The sequence below is a fragment of the Spiroplasma ixodetis genome (assembly GCF_040369795.1).
Classification (GTDB): Bacteria; Bacillota_I; Bacilli_A; order Mycoplasmatales; family VBWQ01; genus Spiroplasma_E; species Spiroplasma_E ixodetis_B.
Genome location: NZ_AP028955.1, coordinates 1,231,369 through 1,249,834, shown reverse-complemented (window position 1 = coordinate 1,249,834; position 18,466 = coordinate 1,231,369). Strand labels below are relative to the sequence as shown.

The following is an 18,466-nucleotide window of genomic DNA, read 5'->3' as shown; positions in this document are numbered from 1 at the left end:
TAAAAGCTTTATTTAATAAGTAATTTATTATATTTTAATTTAATAATAAATCCAAAAAATATCAATCAATTTTTGGTGATTTTAGCTAAAAATAAAAGATTGCTTTTGCAATCTTTTTAACTTTTTTTATTAAATACATGATGAATTTGATGGTTTATATCCAATTGTTGAAGGTTGATTTTGTAAATCCATTGCATTTATTTTTTTTAGTTTTATTAAAACTTAATCGGTTGATTTTTTCTTCGAATACATGTTTCTCATTATTAGCAATTTCTTTTTCTAATAATAAATTTTTAAGTTGATCAGTCTTAATTAAAATATCCTTAGTTATATATTTGTTCTTATTAACACAACCAAAAGTAATAATAATATAAGGTTTTTATCCCTTTATGTACTATAGACATATTCCGTAAATAAATTTTTTAAAAGTCAATTAATAATTTAAAATTTATTTTATAATTTCTTTATTAATAAATTAATAAGGTGTTTATAAAAATGAATTTTGAAAATTTAAAAAAATTAAAAAATGAACAATTTTATAGATATTTTGGTATAAAACGTTTTCATTTTGATGAAATGTTAACAAAATTAATTGAAATAGAAAATTTAAAAAAACTAAAGGTAGAAAATATAAACTTTCAGTTGAAGAAAGATTGATGATGACTTTAGTATACTGAAAAGAATATTATACTTTTTTCCAAATGAGTATTAAATATAAAATGAGTGCATCAAGTTGTTTTCGAAATATTACTTGAGCAGAAAATAAACTTAGTGATGACAAAGATTATCAGTTTTTAAAAAAAATATAAATCAAAAATCGAGAAAAAACAAGAAGATTTAAATGAATTTCAATTTTATTTAATTGATTCAACTGAAATTGAAATTGAAAGACCAACTAAAAAAAACTACAGTTAGAATATTTTTCTGGTAAAAGTTGAATGTTTTCTATAAAATTTCAAATTATATATGACTTTTTTAATAAAAAAATTGTTGATATTTTTGCTGATAATGGAAAAGTACATGATTTTCAAATATTAAAAAATTCAAATCTTGAATTTTCAGAAAAAACAATAATTATTGGTGATTTGGGATATCAAGGAATACAAAATATTTATAAAAATACTATATTACCAATTAAAAAAACTAAAAATAAAAAATTAACTAAACAAGAAAAAATCTACAATAAAATTATTTCAAAAATTAGAATTAAAGTTGAACATGTTTTTGCTTGATTAAAAAGATTCAAAATTTTAATAAATAAATGTAGAAAAAGTATATTTAGACTTATGTACTTAAGATTTAACTTACTTTGTGAAATTTTTAATAAAACAAAACCATTAAAATAAAAAAATATTAAAAATATTTTTTTAAAAATTTAAATTTTTATCAAGTTAATATAAAAATAATATTAACAATTTTTGTGTTTGAAATATAAATTTATTTTTAAAGTATTTTTTTAAAAATATTAACTTCTATAATTATTAACACTAAAAAATTTATAAATATTAGTATTGACAATTGATTAAATTTATTTACGGAATATGTCTTATTTTTAAATTTTATCACATAAATGTAGATAAAAGCCTATCTAGGAAATTATCCCCACATGTATCTAAATCAAACACAAAATTATAGTTTCAAAACTAGGTATCTTATTGAATTTATATGAAAAAGAAGTTGCATATAAATGAATATTGTGTTTCGAAACTTTTATTTGTGTTCGGAAAGCTCGTCGGATGTGTTTTCATGCAGATTCAATCTGGTTTGTGTTTACACCTGTTGATTACACACACCCAACTTCATGATTTACGATTTCATGTTTGTGATAGAAGTTTTTGAAACTTCCATATCCCTTCCAAGAATCCGTAAACAGACAACACCCAGTAGAAATGTGTTTCAATGCAAATCATAAAAGGTTTTTCTCATCTGCTTTTTTCAATACTTTCACAATTAGTTTGTTGCTCGTTTTCTCATAAACTCCAACAATCAAGGTTTTATTCAACAAGGAAGAACCTTGTTGAATAAAAACTACATGTGAAAGATACATTTCATCCATCTGTGCTGTGCCATCATCAATGAACCCTGCATCTTGATTCCAAATTCTAGTTCTGATTTCATGACCCATTCTTCAAGCTGTTTTATATGCCACACCCAATTCCCTTGCAACATCTGTTGATGGTATACCATGCTTTATGTTTATTCATCTAAAGATTAGATAAAACCAAGATGTCAAAGGTGTTTGTGACTTGTGAAAAATGGTGTCATGAAGAATACTAAATGTTTGATGACATTTCAAACATCTTATTCTTCTCAAATCAGAAACATTAAAACTAGAAGAAGCACACCTGATACATTTCATTACTTTCAACTTCGCTATATATAGCTAACTAAATTAATGTTTACTCATAAATAATGTAAAATAATAATATGTAATTTAAACAGTTTTTGAATTTAAAAGTACAATTCAGCAATATTTAAAATAGATTAGGAAGATTAAATTATGCCAAAACCATACAGTTAAGACTTACGAAGAAAAGTAATAGAAGCCTATGAAAGTAAAAACATGAAAATTAAAGAAATTTGTAAAGTGTTCAATATTACTAGAAAGACTTTATTCTTATGAAGAAAAAGAAAAAAAGAAACTGTGCATATAAAACCAATTTTGAATTATCAAAAAGGACATAGCCACAAAATAAAGGATTTAGATGAATTAAAAAATTATTTAGCGCAAAATAAAGATGTTACAGTTCAAAAAGTAATTGAAAAATTTGGTGATATGACTAAAGAAACAGTTTATAACTATTTCAAAAAACTAAATTATACATATAAAAAAAACTTTTTTATATGAACAAAGAGATAAAAATAAACAAGAAGATTTTTTAAAAGAAATAGCTAAAATAATGAATGAAGATTTAGTAGACATATTCCGTAAATAAATTTAATCAATTGTAAATAATAATATTTATAAATTTTTTAGTGTTAATAATTATAGAAGTTAATATTTTTAAAAAAATACTTTAAAAATAAATTTATATTTCAAACACAAAAATTGTTAATATTATTTTTATATTAACTTGATAAAAATTTAAATTTTTAAAAAAATATTTTTAATATTTTTTTATTTTAATGGTTTTGTTTTATTAAAAATTTCACAAAGTAAGTTAAATCTTAAGTACATAAGTCTAAATATACTTTTTCTACATTTATTTATTAAAATTTTGAATCTTTTTAATCAAGCAAAAACATGTTCAACTTTAATTCTAATTTTTGAAATAATTTTATTGTAGATTTTTTCTTGTTTAGTTAATTTTTTATTTTTAGTTTTTTAATTGGTAATATAGTATTTTTATAAATATTTTGTATTCCTTGATATCCCAAATCACCAATAATTATTGTTTTTTCTGAAAATTCAAGATTTGAATTTTTTAATATTTGAAAATCATGTACTTTTCCATTATTAGCAAAAATATCAACAATTTTTTTATTAAAAAAGTCATATATAATTTGAAATTTTATAGAAAACATTCAACTTTTACCAGAAAAATATTCTAACTGTAGTTTTTTTTAGTTGGTCTTTCAATTTCAATTTCAGTTGAATCAATTAAATAAAATTGAAATTCATTTAAATCTTCTTGTTTTTTCTCAATTTTTGATTTATATTTTGTTTTTAAAAACTGATAATCTTTGTCATCACTAAGTTTATTTTCTACTCAAGTAATATTTCGAAAACAACTTGATGCACTAATTTTATATTTAATACTCATTTGGAAAAAAGTATAATATTCTTTTCAGTATACTAAAGTCATCATCAATCTTTCTTCAACTTAAAGTTTATATTTTCTACCTTTAGTTTTTTTTAAATTTTCTATTTCAATTAATTTTGTTAACATTTCATCAAAATGAAAACGTTTTATACCAAAATATCTATAAAATTGTTCATTTTTTAATTTTTTTAAATTTTCAAAATTCATTTTTATCAAAACCTTATTAATTTATTAATAAAGAAATTATAAAATAAATTTTAAATTATTAATTGACTTTTAAAAAATTTATTTACGGAATATGTCTAGTATATATTGATGAATCTGGAATTGATAAGGTAATGTTTAGTAATTTGTGTAACTTACAAAAATAACTATGTTTAATTAATTCTAGTAAATAAAATTAAATAACTAGAAAGAGTTAGTTACTTATGTCTAAAAAACAAAATATTAATAATAATGATCCAATATCAAAAGCAGTAGATTTATTACTAGAAAATACTGAAGATTTAACAAAAGTTTTTAAAGAGGGAGATTTATATAAAGAATTAACAAAAAGATTAGTTGAAAAAATGTTGAATTCTGAAATGCAAAATTATTTAGGATATGAAAAAAATAAACATAATAATAGTGATAATGCTCGTAATGGTATAAGTTCAAAAAAATTAATAACTCAACAAGGTAAAATTGAGATTAATGTACCACGAGATCGTAATATTAATTTTGAGCCAGTAATAGTTGCAAAAAGACAAATAAGATTTGATGGTTTTGATCAACAAGTTCTTTCATTATATGCCAAAGGCATGACTTTATCAGATATTAGAATGCAGTTACAAGAGTTATATCATGGTACTGATATTAGTGAAAGTGTTATTAGTCAAATTACTGATGATGTTATTGATGATGTTAAAGCATGACAAAATCGGCCATTAGAAATTGTTTATCCGATTGTTTATTTTGATTGTATAGTAGTTAAAGTACGACAAGATAAACGCATTATTAACAAATCAGTTTATATAGCACTAGGAGTTGATTTAGAAGGTAAAAAAGATGTTTTAGGCTTATTAATTAGCGAAAATGAAGGTTCTAAGTTTTGATTATCTAATTTCACAGAAATGAAAAATCGAGGCTTAAATGATATTCTTATGGCTTGTAGTGACAATTTAACAGGAATGTCAGAAGCAATACAATCAGTTTATCCTAAAAACGAACATCAATTATGCATAGTTCATCAAATTAGAAATAGTTTAAAATATGTTTCATACAAACATAGAAAATCACTAGTTACAGATTTAAAACCAATTTATAGTGCATGTAGTGAAGAACAAGCAATGAAAGCTTTAGAATCTTTTGAAAGTAAATGAAATAAACAATATCCTCAAATTGCTAAATCATGATATAAAAATTGAGATAATTTAATGGTTTTTATTAGTTATCCTGCAGAAATCAAAAGAGTGATTTATACAACAAATGCTATTGAATCTGTTAATAGTCAATTACGAAAAGTTATTAGAAATAAAAAAGTTTTTCCAAATGATATGGCAGTTTTTAAAATATTTTACTTAGCAATTGAAAATATAACAAAAAAATGAACAATGCCCATTCAAAATTGAAATACAGCAATTGCTCATTTTATGATAAAATTTGAAGATATAATTAATCTAAACTAGTAACTTTGTAAAAAGATACACAGATTTTTCAAAAGCCTCGATGATAATGAATTTTATAAATATGCTTGATCTGAAAAAGGTAAAAGATTATTTGATAATAAACCCGCATATAAAATAAAAAGAATGATTATAATTGGTTCACTAAATAAAGGTAAATTAAAAGCCCTATGAGCGTTTGAAGGACATTGCAACAGTAAAATTTTTGAATCATATGTAAAAAATATACTAATTCCAGTATTAAAGCGTGGACAAATTATAGTTTTAGATAATGCAAAGTTTCATAAATCTAAATTAACACAACAATTAATTGAAAATGCTGGATGCAAACTATTATTTCTTCCACCATATTCTCCTAATTTAAATCCAATTTAACATTTTTGATTTGCTATAAAACATAATATAAGAAAAATATTACCAAATTATTGACCAAATATTAAAAAAGCGATTGATTTTGTTTTTCAAGATATGAGTAAACATTACTTTAGTTAGCTATATTTCAAACAATCGTTTTCATTTTGAAATACGCTATTGAATTCATTTTAATTCATTTTTTCCTCCACACTAGTACATGTGGGGATAATTTCCTAATATAATTTAACACTGAATTTATTTTTTTCTGTTCAAAACGTGCAATATCTCTTTCAATATTGGTAATTATTTTAGTTATATTTAATAAAATTTGTTGATTTTTTTTATTCTTAATTTTTTCATTTTTTTTAAAAAAATTCAGAAAATTTCTTATCTTTTGAAAAATCTTTGTCAAAAGATAAACTATCATTACCCATTTTATTTTTCTCAATAAAATTAGCACCTTTTTCAACTAATAAATTAATAAATTTTAAATCAGCATTACCCATTATAGCATAATGTAAAGGAGTATTATCTCTATTATTTTTGGCATTTATATTAGCACCATATTTAATTAATAGATCTGCAGTTTCTAAAAAATTATGAAAACATGCATAATGTAAAGGAGTATTACCAGAATTATCTTTTTCATTTATATTTAAATTATTTATTTTATTAGTAAGAAAATAAATAACTACCTTATTATTACCATTTTTTAAAAATTAAATAAAAAGTTTTTGATCAAAAACTTTTCTTAAGTTTTCATCTGTTAATATTCTTTTTGCTTCATTCAATTCTTGCGTTTTAAGTTTTGATTGAGGATTATTATTTTTATCTGGGTGAGTTTTTAGATCAGTCTGTTTTAATTTTTTTTAATTTCTACTACTTATGCTGTTGGTAATACATTTAATATATCATAATAATTAGAAATTAACGATTCATCTTTCAAAATTCTTTTTTTCTCCTTTCAAAATAAAAAACTAATTTACTTTAAAATAAAGTAAATTAGTTAAAAACTATATTTAGTTTAAAATAAAGTATACATATTTGACTATTAATTTGGTAAATTTAAATATTTAAATTTACCAAACATTCTTTAGTGAACTTTATTTTATTCATCAGATTTTAATAATTCAATTAAATTCATTTTATTTAATTCATGATTATGAATAATAAATGTTGATATATATATACCACCAATTATGATAAAACTTACTGGTAATATTCATCATGTTATTGTAAATGGTAAAGCCACACCAACAAAACTAATAAGAATATTAATTAAACCATAAATATTAAGGTAACCTAGGGCAAACCCTACAATATAACCAAGTAATGCTCAAGGTGTAAAAATACCTAAAGTAAAAGAATTAATTTCTCAATTAGTATATCCTTCTGCTTTCATATGAGCCATAAAACGACGAAATTGATCGGTAAATAAATCAGTAATCATAATAACAATTAATATTGAACAAATAATCGTTGTCACAATAAATAAAGCACTAGCACTGAAAGCAATATCTGACATTTTAGTAAGCATTGCTTGTTGTCTTGATAATAAATAATTTTTTTTGACCATTGGTATATTTTGATTACCACTTAAACTAGTGGTTGCATAAATAGTATAATCATCTAAATTTGATTTAAAACTCATTCTTCCAATTAAATCAAAAACATTAGCATTAGCACTTAACTTACCATTAAATCATTGAAATACATCCGTTCCTGAATAATAAGGATTATCATCAATATAACTATAGCCCATAATTTCATTAGCTCATTTTTGATCAACATAGGCTTTAGGAGTATCATAAGATTCTTGAATTCCCACAACTTGATATGTATGAAGCGGATTATCATTACCCGTAATATTTTTTCATCATGTTGGCATGTTATTTTTAATATCCGCTTGTAAACTATCATCATTAATATTATTTTCTTTAGTTAAAATATTATTATTAACCATTCCCATAAATCATTCTGCTGGGCGGTTTAATAAAATACTTAATGGATCTTTAGGATCAAATCCATTATATGTCTTTACCAAATCATATGAAAAAGGTCTAATTCATTTACCTGTTGAATCGGAAATACGTGATAAATCAAAATCAATATTTTTAGCATTATCAGCTGTTGAAATTTTACCACTTTTAGCACTACCACTAATATCAGAAGGCAATTTTAATCAAATATCATTAACATTATTTCAAGTACTAGGTTCATTATTTATAATTGGTTGTCCTTTTTCATCATACATACTATTATACCTAGTGCCATGGATATCACTATATTCTTTACTATTATCAGATAATTTTATTTTTTGATCACCACGATAATTTCATTTTGTTCCACTTTTTGATCAGATGCCGCCATTTGTAGTATAATAATCTGTTGGTGGTGTTTCACCGTAATATCAATTTTCTTTTGGTAAAGGAACACTTTTACCATCAATATTTTTATAACATAAAGTATTAACTTGTGGTACACCACTAAATTGTGAACCAACATCTAATCCAAATTTAGATTGAAAAGCACGATTGATAACCATTGGAATAGCATTAGCATTAGCATTATATTTTAAAGCTTTAACTTCATCATTTTTTAATACTAACATCGCAGTATTGGGATTAATCCCAATAACATCCATTAGTTCTTTTTTAGCAATTTTTGTACTTTCATCAACACCAACTTTAAACTGTGTTACTAATTCTTCATCTGGTCCATTAATATCACCATTATTAGTAGTTTTTGGATTAAAAGCAATAGTGTTATGACCAATACTAAAATAATCATAAGGATCTTCTTTAATATTAGGTCTTGGCAAACTATCAATACTCTGACGAACAAAGCCCGGTAATACTTGCTTTAAAATTTCTTTAATTGCCTCTGGACCAGGTGGCACTCCAGGATTGGGAACTTGCAAAATATTAGGTAATTGGCCACTTACAAAATTAACAATATTATATGAAATTATTTTTGATGGTGTATTATCTTCTTTACTTAAATCAGTTATTAACTGATTACTAAAAGCTTTGCCGCCTAATCAACTGTATGATCAAACTAAATCATTAAGTTCTAATGTCCCTGTTGATTGTTCTTGATAATAAGAGGACATTTTTTTTATAAACTCTGCTCTTTCAGATTCAGGAAAAGATGAATCGAAAGTAAAAATATCAGCAAAATTATTAGTTAATTTTTCTTTTTTAAACAATAATGGATTATATCATCCAACACGTGCTTTTTTCTCATCATAAACAATTTTATCTTCAGGTCAAGGCATAGCACCATAAGTTGGATAATACTTCTCACCGCTTGGTCGATTAAAAAAATCTCATGAATATAATCCATATTTACTCATTGGCATATTCGGCATTGGTGTTTGATACTCATAATAATTTTTATATTTTTGAGTTTTGAAATAATTAACTTTTAAGCTATTAATAGTGGCAGGAACTAGTGTTGTTGCTACAATTGAAAGTGAAGCTAAAGTAATAACTCCCGAAGTAACTAAAATTTTTTTTCAACTAGTTTTTGACAACGATAATAAAAAACGAAGACGAAAATTATTTTGTAAAAACTTGCTAGTTCTATTTTTAGGAACACCTAAAGCTAAATCACTATCTTTTTTAATTAAAAATAAAGGATCACGCTTTAAAAGACGAAAGGCAGTTAATAAAGTAACAATTGTAATAAAACTAATAATTAAAACAATTGAAATAAATAATGGAACAACATCAAAGTTAAAAACATTATATGGTAAAACAAATAAAGTATTAAAAATCTCAGTTAAATATACCTGAATTACAAGACCAACAATTCAGCCAATTGGAATTGCAATTAATAGCGTTAATAATGGATATGCCAAATAAGAAATCGTAATTTCTCATGTTTTATAACCTATTGATTTTAAAATACCCATCGAAACTTGTCCATGTTGGATTGCTTTTTTAACAATTAAAGTGGTGATAAAAATAACAACCGTTAGTAAAAATAATACTCCTGCTATTGCTGCAAATAAAAATCCAATTATTGCTCAATTAAATATCTTTTCTTTACTATTATAAAGCGAAAACTGACTATTACTACTTGTAACTACAGGATTTGGATTAATAAGGTATGTAGAAGATGATTGTGGTGTTGGATCTGTATTACCATATTTCTCAACTAAATACTTATTATAATCATATTGATTTAAATCACTAACACCATTATCACTAAATATTGTTTTTTGAAAAAAATCATTAAATAAATCAACATCAAATTCATGAATACTATTTTTAGAAATATTATTTCATTTTGTAAAATACATTAAAGTATTATCGGTTTTATCTGCTGTCTTATATCAATTTTCATCATTTCACGCTGAAGGTGTAACATAAGCAATAAATTCAGTTCTTGTATTGGGAATTGGATCTAAGTCACTAATCGTTGGATAAATATCATAAGCATCACCACCAATACCACTAACAATAAAGTCAGTACCATTAATATTAATATGATCGCCTGGTTTATACGCTTTATTACTTTTATTTTTTCTTGCATATTGTGGCGTAATAACTATTTCATTTTTACTTGTTGGTGTAACACCTTCAAATACTTTTAGATTAGTATGATTTAAAGCATTAGGTAAACCAATATCAATAATTTTAGTATTAATTTGAGTATTATTAATTACTCCAGCACTGGCAGTAAATTGATTACGAACATATAAATCACGCATTTGTAATGCTGCAACCGCACGAATTAAATATGTAGAAAATGCATCTCTTTCAGTGCCATCACTAATCACATTATAGTTAAAAGGTGAATGATAACCAATAGAAGTATTAGTAAAATTAGTATAAATGTTACTATCTGATTCTGTTTCAGAAAAATTACGATAAATTCTCATTCATTGACCATTCATACCATAATCATTTTCTAATCTTGGATCGGGTTCAGTTTCCTTAACTACTTTAATAAAAAGTTCATTTCTTTCTGTTGGATATTGCAAATTAACACTATCAGGAATAGTAGCATCATTAGAATAAGATCTAAAATTTATTTTATTTTCTAAAATTCAAGTGGTAACTTTATCATTATCAGCCTCCTTTAATATTGGGTCTGTTGAATGTTTTGTAATCCATTCCTTAATAAAAGTATTAATAGATTGAAGAATATTGGGTTCTGTTCTTTTTAAGAAAACATCGCGATATAAATCATCTGCTTCTGTTTTAAAATGGTTTTTTAAATTTTCATTAGCAGCATTTTTTGATTTTAATAATAATTGACCATAGATGCTTGCTTTAACATTATTATTATTCAAATTAAAAACTAAAGGATTATCCGGATTTGTTCATCTTATATCATTAAACCCAGTAATATTGCCTGTATTATCACGAGTATAATCAATAGTTAAGTTATCTTTAGTGATTGGTAGTATTTCTTGATCTGTACCTATTTTTGTATCATCAAAATAAAGCGCTTTAGTGCTTTTACTATTAGTTCCATCTTGAACATAAAATCGACCTAACTTTAAACTAAAAGCTTGATTAGCAATTTGTTTAATACCTTGTGACACTGGTGAATAAGGTAAAACGGCATCAAACTTAAGATCATTTAATCCTAATTGATTACTTCCTTCAATCATTCTAACGTATGATATTCAAATTCCAGTAACCAACGAAGTTGCAAAAGCAGTAAGTAATAGTAAAATAACTAATTGTAATTTACTTTTTCATGTAGCAACTAAAGTCTGCTTTAATAGTAACGCATTCTTAAATAAACTTTTTTTTGATTTCTTATTAGTAGATACCATTTTTTTATTATTCGCTTTTTCGCGTTTATTTAACCTTGCCATTACAGTTCTCCCTAATTCCTGAAATTAAAATTTTGCATTTAATTTTAATTATTAAGTTCACATATGGATTAATAATATCACACTTATACAAAATTAATATATAGGATAATTTTAAAATAAATAATAGATAGTTTTTATATTCTCTGTTTGATATATTACCATATTTAAATTGTTTATTTAAATAAATTTTAAAATTAAAATAACTAATGATACAATTTGTAAGAAATGAATTTAATTATTTTCAGAGTTAAATGTATTAAATTTTAGTAAAATAAAATTGACAAAAATAACACTTTATTTAAGGAGGACTGCTATGAAAAAAGTATTTACCAAGTTAGGAATTATCTTAATAGCAAGTGCCACTATTTTACCTCTATCAGCTTGTACATTTAATTTTTATGTTAACCGTGTAACTAATAGTATCGCTAAAAGTTTTGCTGACCAAACTTCTGCTTTAATTAAAAGTATGGTTATGTCAAAAGAGTTAGGTGCTGATACTAGTAATACTAATGATGATATTATGGGAAAAATTCAAAATAATAGTATTAATAATTTAACTAAAAATACTAGTTTAGATAATTGAGGTGATTTACAAACACGTTGAGGGGAAAATGGAAAAATTGATGTAAATAACTTTGATCCTGATAATTTTTTTAAAGCTTATGGAACAGGTGAATTAACTAAAACCATCAATAGTAAACAGCAAGTTAATGATGTTTTTTCATCACTTGATGATATTAGAACTATATCAATTATGGCTAACCCACAATTAGAAAATATAGTTGTTGGTGCTGGTATGGACCCCATTTCTAGTTTTTTAAAATCATTACAAGGTGACTTAAGCACTTTACCAACTGGATTACAATTAGTTGCTAATTTAATTAATAACTATGGTCCTAATTTTTTAAATCCGCTAACTAGAATATTTGGTAATTTAGTCAATGGCAGTTGATCTGATCAACAAACTTCTACACCCACTGATGAAGAAACATTAACTAATTTTATGAATAATTGAAAAGATGATAGTGGTCAACCTTATAGCGCTTGAAATGATAATGGAAAATGAAAAATAGATCCACACGCTAAAGTGGTAATAGATGTACCGCTTTATCCTGGTCACATAGTAAGTGGTTGAAAATCAAAGCAAGATTATGATTTATATCATGGCGGAACTTTAATTAATTACTTGTTTTGAAAAATGAGTAAAGATAATAAAATTTCTGGTAAAGATGGTAAAACTCCACGATATTTAGGTAATATTATTTCAGAACATATAACACTTGATGGGAGTTGACTAAAGCCAAATCAAATAAACGTTAATTTTGATGATATAGGTTTTTTTTATGATATTAAAAGATACCTTTCCTATCTTTTAACTAATCCACTTTATATCTTAACAATTATTGAAGCAATTATTCCGGTTATTAAAAAATGAATATTAGATATGCCAGATATTACTGAAGGTGTTAAAAACTTAACAATTGGTAATGGTTATCCATCAAAGCCAATTGCTGGTAGCTATAATTTACTTGATATTATCAATACTATAAAATCTTTAATTAACCAACCAGAAAAATTAAAACAAATACTTCTAACCGTATTTGGTAAAACTACAGCAGAAACTCGTGGTTTTGATACATTTCTTTATGATATTAAACTTAATTTAACAATACCAAATCCAACCTCTATATCAGCAATTTTAACCTTAGGTGGACTTATTGGTGATAATGGATATCCAGATGTTGATAAATTAATTGATACTATTATCAATAGTATCAATACAGATAGTGTTAAAAATATTATTGATAGTATTACTGATCTAATTACCAAAATTTCAGAACAATATCCAGGTAATGAAGGTATTAATATTGATCTACAAGATTTAGAGAATTTTTTATTTAATAATACTACTGGTCTCTTAATAATTCTTAAAAATGATACTATTTTTACTCTAAAAAACATAATTAATAAAAGTGATGTAACAGCAACCGATGTAGAAGAATTATATAAATCATTAGGTGGACACATTAATCCAGAATATGCAGATTTTACTCAAGAATCAATACTTGATATTTTACAAAAAACTATGTTTGAACCAAACAGTCAACTAAATAATATCTTAAATTTATTACTTGGTACTACTGATGAAAGTCATAAATTAGGAATTAAAAATATTATTACTGCTAATAATAATCAATGAATTAAAGATAACTATGAAGTTTATTTTGATGCTGATAACACAACCGGCATTAATAAAAAAATAGGTAATACTTATAATATTACTATGACTAAAACTACCATCAATAATATCGAAACAATTAATTTAAAATATGATTTTACATATAAAATTAAAAACACTACATATCATTTTATTATCACTGCTATTGATATTGAAAATTTAATTGATTTTCAAGGTATACGTACTTTTAAATTTAAAAGTATTACTTTAGTAAAATAAAAAGGCTTTTATCTCTTTATGTACTATTTTTAAATTTTATCACATAAATGGAGATAAAAGCCTATCTAGGAAATTATCCCCACATGTATCTAAATCAAACACAAAATTATAGTTTCAAAACTAGGTATCTTATTGAATTTATATGCATTTTCTTTTACATATATAGCTAACTAAAGTAATGTTTACTCATATCTTGAAAAACAAAATCAATCACTGTTTTAATATTTGGTCAATAATTTGGTAATATTTTTCTTATATTATGTTTTATAGCAAATCAAAAATGTTCAATTGGATTTAAATTAGGAGAATATGGCGGAAGAAATAATAGTTTGCATCCAGCATTTTCAATTAATTCTTGTGTTAATTTAGATTTATGAAACGTTGCATTATCTAAAACTATAATTTGTCCATGCTTTAATACTGGAATTAGCATATTTTTTACATATGATTCAAAAATTGGAATGGCAATCTTTTTTAGGACTGTTTTTTGGTAGACATTTGTGCTTATGTATTTTATGGTGGTTAAGCAGTTTAGAGCGCTGTGGATTCTTATGTTGTTGTATCAATTGATATAATCAAATAATTCTAATTTTAATGGGATTAATGATGTAAAATTTTTATCATTAATAAATTCTGTTTTGAAAGTTTTGAAAGTTGCTTCAGCAACAGCGTTATCATAAGGACAACCTTTTTTGCTTAAAGAGCGGGTAATATTGAAGGCTAATAAAAGTTTATCAATAGTTTTATTATTAAATTCATTACCGCGATCGCTATGAAATATTTGAATATTTTTTAAACAATGATTTGAGCACATAAATGCTTGATATACTAATGATGCATCTTTTTTAGTAACTACACTATGTCCAATAATTTCGCGATTATACAGGTCGATTAATAAGCGAATATAGTTTCATTTACCATTAACTTGAACATAATTTAAATCACTAACAATAACTTCATTTTTAAGCCTATTATTAAAGTCTCTATTAACAAGATTAGTAATTTGAATATCATTGACTTTATTATGATAATTTTTGTATGATAATTTAGTGTATTTTGATATTAAATTATGTTTATTCATAATTTTTTTAATTTTTCGTCTTGATAAATTAATTTTCTTTTCTTTTAGAACAACTTTTAACCTTCTTGTTCCATAAGCTTCTTTATTTTCTTTAAAAGCACTAATAACAGCTTCATCATGCATATTATTTTGAATTTTATCTTCTTTTTTCTTGAAATTAAAATAATATGTTGATTTAGAGATTTTTAAAAAACGACACATTGTACGAATTTTATATTTAACTTTATTTTTAGTAATAATTTCTATTTTCTGCCTATTATTAGTGCTGCTTGCTTTAAAATATCATTTTCCATTCTTAATTGTTTTAATTATTTTCTTAATTTAATTAATTCATTTTCTTCAACAGAACAGTTATCTTTGGTTTTAAAAATGCCTGAATTAGTAAATTTCTTAATCCAATTATAAGTAGCTGAAATTGTAATATTGTACTCTTTAGCAAGACAAGAGACTGACTTGCCGCTTTGATATAAAGCTACTATTTGTTTTTTAAATTCATCTGAATATGAGTTAATATTGGCCATAATTATAATTCCTTTCTTTTAACTAATTTGTTCACTTGTCTACGTAATTAGTGTCCAATAAAGCGTAACCCATCCACATTCAAATTAGAAGAAGCACATCTGATACATTTCATTACTTTCAACTTCACTATATATTTCAAACAATCGTTTTCATTTTGAAATATGCTATTGAATTCATTTCAATTCATTTTTTACTCCACACTAGTAAATGTGGGGATAATTTCCAATAAAAAACTAATTTTAATGTATTATTTACTAGATATTTAATAAAAAAATAATAGTTATCATAATAATAATTATTTTTAACTATAAAATATATGAATATATACTATACAATTTTAATTTTAATGCTATACTTAATTAAGTGCTTATTAATCTCATTATATCAGATATTATTATCAGATTTATCAATTAGGCGCCAGAAAGAAGAGGCTTTGTTAATGGAAAACAATCAAACAATAGAAGCATTATTAGAAGAAATTAAAGTTTTAAAAGAAACAGTAGTTACTATTAATGCAAGTTTAACAACACTTGTAAAAATCACAGAAGAACGTGAAAAACGTTTTGCTGAACGTGGAGCAAGAACACAAGGGGATAGAAATTCTTCTGATCGTGGAAACTTTAGACCACGTTCTGACCGTGGTGATTCTAGTTGAGGAAACAGTGGTGGATTTAGCAGACGAGACCGTGACGACCGTAATCGTAAGGGATAATTTAAATAAATAAAAAAACTTATAGCTAAGATTTAGCTATAAGTTTTTTTATTTATTTAAATGTATAATGAAATTAAATATTAAAAATAACTATTTTAATTTCACTAATTTGTTAATTTTTCAAAATCTAAAAACCCATCAACTCAACTATTATTAAAATTAGAATCATGAGTTGTCAATAATACAGTGCCTTCAAATTCTTGCAATGCTTTTAATAAAGACTCTTTAGCTAAAACATCAATATGATTAGTTGGCTCATCTAAAATTAATAAGTTATAAGGTTTTAATACCAATGCTGCCAATCTAACCTTAGTTTGTTCACCACCAGAAAGTAAGTTTATTGGTTTCATTACTAAATTACTACGCAAACCAAAACTTGCTAAAATTCTTCTAATCTCAACATCATTTAATTTAATATCTAACTCTTTTAAATAATTAAATGGAGTAGTACTAGTCATTACTTCAGTTTGATGAAAATACGCTACTTGCATTCGATCATCTAAATTAATATTCCCAGCAAGTGCTGGGATATTACCAGCTAACGTTTGCAAGAAAGTAGTTTTACCAATTCCATTATACCCTTTAACAACTCACTTACTACCAGTCTTAATAACAAAAGTAAGTGGCTTAATTAATGGTTTATGATAACCTATTTCAAGGTTTTTAGCTTGGACAGCAATTGAACTTGTTGTTTTATAATACTTAAAATAAAACTTTGGAGGAGACTTGATTTGCTGTTTTTCTAAAACATTAATTTTAGATAATTGTTTTCTTCTTGATTCAGCGCTTTTAGCAGTCGAAGCACGTGCTGCATTTTTACTAATATAAGTTTCTAATTTTTCAATTAATTTCTTTTTATTTGAATATGCTGATTCATATTGACGATGATGTAAACTTTTTTGTTCTAAAAAACTTTCAAAATTACCAACATAACGAGTAATCATATAATTATCAATATCAAAAATAATATTACATGTTGTATTAATAAAATTACGATCATGTGACACCAATAAAAATGCACTAGGGTAATTTTGTAAAAACTTAACTAATCAATTAATTTGTTCAATATCCAAAAAATTAGTTGGTTCATCAAGTAATAAAAAATCATCTTCATTTAATAATAATTTTGCTAATAACACTTTTGCTTTTTGACCACCACTTAAACTACCTAAAGTTTGTTCTAAAAGTTGTAAATTAATACCCAATCCATCAACTAAACGACCAATTTTTTTACTAATAGTATCAAATCCTTGGTGTGTCAATTCATCTTGAATTTTCATCGCTTTCGTTAATAACTCTTCACTATAATTATTAGCCATTTCTGCATATAAGTTTTCCATTTGTTGTTCGCGTTCAAAAAGTTTTTGATAACTTTCACGCAAATATTGTAAAACTGTTAATTCTAAATTAACCTCTTGATGTTGATCCAAATACCCAATTTTAATTTTAGGATGAATATTTAAATTAATATGATCTGCAGATACTGTTCCATTAATAATATTTAATAATGTTGTTTTACCAACACCATTCATACCAATTAATGCCACATGTTCACCTTTATTAATTTGTAAAGTGGCGTTTTTATATAAAACTTTTCCACCATTAGCATGTGTTAAATTCTCAATTGTGACAATACTCATCTTATACCTCATTAATATTTTTTAATTACTTAGTAATAATAACATGAATATTAACCATAAAATAAGAGAAAAGAGAAAATAGTATTAATTTTATAGATTAAAATTTTATTATTTTCAACAAAATTGTTAACTTATTAATTATATCGAAATAAACATTTTACTTTATTTCAAGTATTAGCTGAAATTGTAATATTATTAATACTCTTTGCATCAAATTTTTCTTGAGTTTGATGAGACAATTTTCTATTTTTAATTATATTAATATTTTGTTCAAAACTTGATCTAATTTCATCAAAAAGTATGTTTTTTTGAGTACTTAAATAGTTTTTTAAAACTCTAGAATTGATATTATGAAAATCTATTTCTTTTAATTCCTCCGTTTCTAGTTTTTTTGCTTTTTTTGATTCTATAGCTAACTAAAGTAATGTTTACTTA

17 protein-coding genes and 1 pseudogene are annotated in these 18,466 nt (G+C 24.2%); 8 read left to right on the top strand and 10 right to left on the bottom strand.

Going from position 1 to position 18,466, the window contains the following annotated elements:
* The first annotated feature begins 495 nt into the window (after positions 1–495).
* The 3 genes from ABWV63_RS08780 to ABWV63_RS08770 all read left to right on the top strand — a co-directional run bounded on the left by ABWV63_RS08780 (position 496) and on the right by ABWV63_RS08770 (position 1,346).
* Entirely contained in the window at positions 496–669 is a 174-nt protein-coding gene (locus ABWV63_RS08780) for a hypothetical protein (RefSeq protein ID WP_353305528.1), read from the top strand.
* Positions 654–809 (top strand): transposase family protein, encoded by a 156-nt coding sequence (locus ABWV63_RS08775; protein WP_353306043.1) that lies wholly within the window; start codon positions 654–656, stop codon positions 807–809. Before ABWV63_RS08780 ends, ABWV63_RS08775 begins: the two co-directional genes overlap by 16 nt.
* 129 nt (positions 810–938) lie before the next feature.
* Positions 939–1,346: a transposase family protein gene (locus tag ABWV63_RS08770; protein ID WP_353305654.1), complete on the top strand. Its 408-nt coding sequence runs from the start codon at positions 939–941 to the stop codon at positions 1,344–1,346.
* 437 nt (positions 1,347–1,783) lie between these two features.
* On the opposite strand, the gene ABWV63_RS08765 is transcribed toward ABWV63_RS08770, so the two are convergent.
* Positions 1,784–2,359 (bottom strand): IS1595 family transposase, encoded by a 576-nt coding sequence (locus ABWV63_RS08765; RefSeq protein ID WP_353306042.1) that lies wholly within the window; start codon positions 2,357–2,359, stop codon positions 1,784–1,786.
* A 204-nt stretch (positions 2,360–2,563) separates the two neighbouring features.
* Between ABWV63_RS08765 and ABWV63_RS08760 the strand changes: the two genes are divergently transcribed.
* The gene (locus tag ABWV63_RS08760) at positions 2,564–2,860 is read left to right on the top strand and encodes an IS630 transposase-related protein (protein ID WP_353306041.1); all 297 of its coding nucleotides are present in this window, start codon (positions 2,564–2,566) and stop codon (positions 2,858–2,860) included.
* A 443-nt stretch (positions 2,861–3,303) separates the two neighbouring features.
* Here the strand turns inward: ABWV63_RS08760 and ABWV63_RS08755 are convergent, their stop codons facing one another.
* The 3 genes from ABWV63_RS08755 to ABWV63_RS08745 are packed head-to-tail and all read right to left on the bottom strand — an operon-like array spanning position 3,304 to position 3,971.
* Positions 3,304–3,525: a transposase gene (locus ABWV63_RS08755; RefSeq protein WP_353306040.1), complete on the bottom strand. Its 222-nt coding sequence runs from the start codon at positions 3,523–3,525 to the stop codon at positions 3,304–3,306.
* A gap of 23 nt (positions 3,526–3,548) precedes the next feature.
* Positions 3,549–3,812, bottom strand: a complete 264-nt coding sequence (locus ABWV63_RS08750; protein ID WP_353306039.1) for a transposase family protein — start codon at positions 3,810–3,812, stop codon at positions 3,549–3,551.
* Between the two features lie 12 nt (positions 3,813–3,824).
* A complete protein-coding gene (locus ABWV63_RS08745) occupies positions 3,825–3,971 on the bottom strand; it encodes a hypothetical protein (RefSeq protein ID WP_353306038.1) in 147 nt (48 codons plus the stop codon).
* A 221-nt stretch (positions 3,972–4,192) separates the two neighbouring features.
* Here ABWV63_RS08745 and ABWV63_RS08740 point away from each other — a divergent pair, with 221 nt between their 5' ends.
* Positions 4,193–5,431: an IS256 family transposase gene (locus ABWV63_RS08740; protein ID WP_353306037.1), complete on the top strand. Its 1,239-nt coding sequence runs from the start codon at positions 4,193–4,195 to the stop codon at positions 5,429–5,431.
* 123 nt (positions 5,432–5,554) lie between these two features.
* Positions 5,555–5,803, top strand: coding sequence for a transposase (locus tag ABWV63_RS08735; protein ID WP_353306036.1), 249 nt, complete (start codon positions 5,555–5,557; stop codon positions 5,801–5,803).
* 344 nt (positions 5,804–6,147) lie between these two features.
* On the opposite strand, the gene ABWV63_RS08730 is transcribed toward ABWV63_RS08735, so the two are convergent.
* The 3 genes from ABWV63_RS08730 to ABWV63_RS08720 all read right to left on the bottom strand — a co-directional run bounded on the left by ABWV63_RS08730 (position 6,148) and on the right by ABWV63_RS08720 (position 11,618).
* Positions 6,148–6,435: an ankyrin repeat domain-containing protein gene (locus ABWV63_RS08730; RefSeq protein ID WP_353307230.1), complete on the bottom strand. Its 288-nt coding sequence runs from the start codon at positions 6,433–6,435 to the stop codon at positions 6,148–6,150.
* 66 nt (positions 6,436–6,501) lie between these two features.
* Positions 6,502–6,645: a DnaJ domain-containing protein gene (locus ABWV63_RS08725; protein WP_353307229.1), complete on the bottom strand. Its 144-nt coding sequence runs from the start codon at positions 6,643–6,645 to the stop codon at positions 6,502–6,504.
* A gap of 245 nt (positions 6,646–6,890) precedes the next feature.
* Positions 6,891–11,618, bottom strand: a complete 4,728-nt coding sequence (locus ABWV63_RS08720) for an ABC transporter permease (RefSeq protein WP_353306035.1) — start codon at positions 11,616–11,618, stop codon at positions 6,891–6,893.
* A gap of 313 nt (positions 11,619–11,931) precedes the next feature.
* Here ABWV63_RS08720 and ABWV63_RS08715 point away from each other — a divergent pair, with 313 nt between their 5' ends.
* Entirely contained in the window at positions 11,932–14,076 is a 2,145-nt protein-coding gene (locus ABWV63_RS08715; protein WP_353306034.1) for a hypothetical protein, read from the top strand.
* Positions 14,077–14,242: 166 nt separating this feature from the next.
* Here the strand turns inward: ABWV63_RS08715 and ABWV63_RS08710 are convergent, their stop codons facing one another.
* Positions 14,243–14,509, bottom strand: a complete 267-nt coding sequence (locus ABWV63_RS08710) for a transposase (protein ID WP_353307228.1) — start codon at positions 14,507–14,509, stop codon at positions 14,243–14,245.
* A 99-nt stretch (positions 14,510–14,608) separates the two neighbouring features.
* Positions 14,609–15,678, bottom strand: a pseudogene (locus tag ABWV63_RS08705) (IS3 family transposase); the annotation flags it as partial.
* A gap of 440 nt (positions 15,679–16,118) precedes the next feature.
* Between ABWV63_RS08705 and ABWV63_RS08700 the strand changes: the two are divergent.
* Entirely contained in the window at positions 16,119–16,391 is a 273-nt protein-coding gene (locus ABWV63_RS08700; RefSeq protein WP_353306033.1) for a hypothetical protein, read from the top strand.
* Positions 16,392–16,495: 104 nt separating this feature from the next.
* On the opposite strand, the gene ABWV63_RS08695 is transcribed toward ABWV63_RS08700, so the two are convergent.
* Positions 16,496–18,031: an ABC-F family ATP-binding cassette domain-containing protein gene (locus ABWV63_RS08695; protein WP_353306032.1), complete on the bottom strand. Its 1,536-nt coding sequence runs from the start codon at positions 18,029–18,031 to the stop codon at positions 16,496–16,498.
* Positions 18,032–18,466 lie beyond the last annotated feature (435 nt).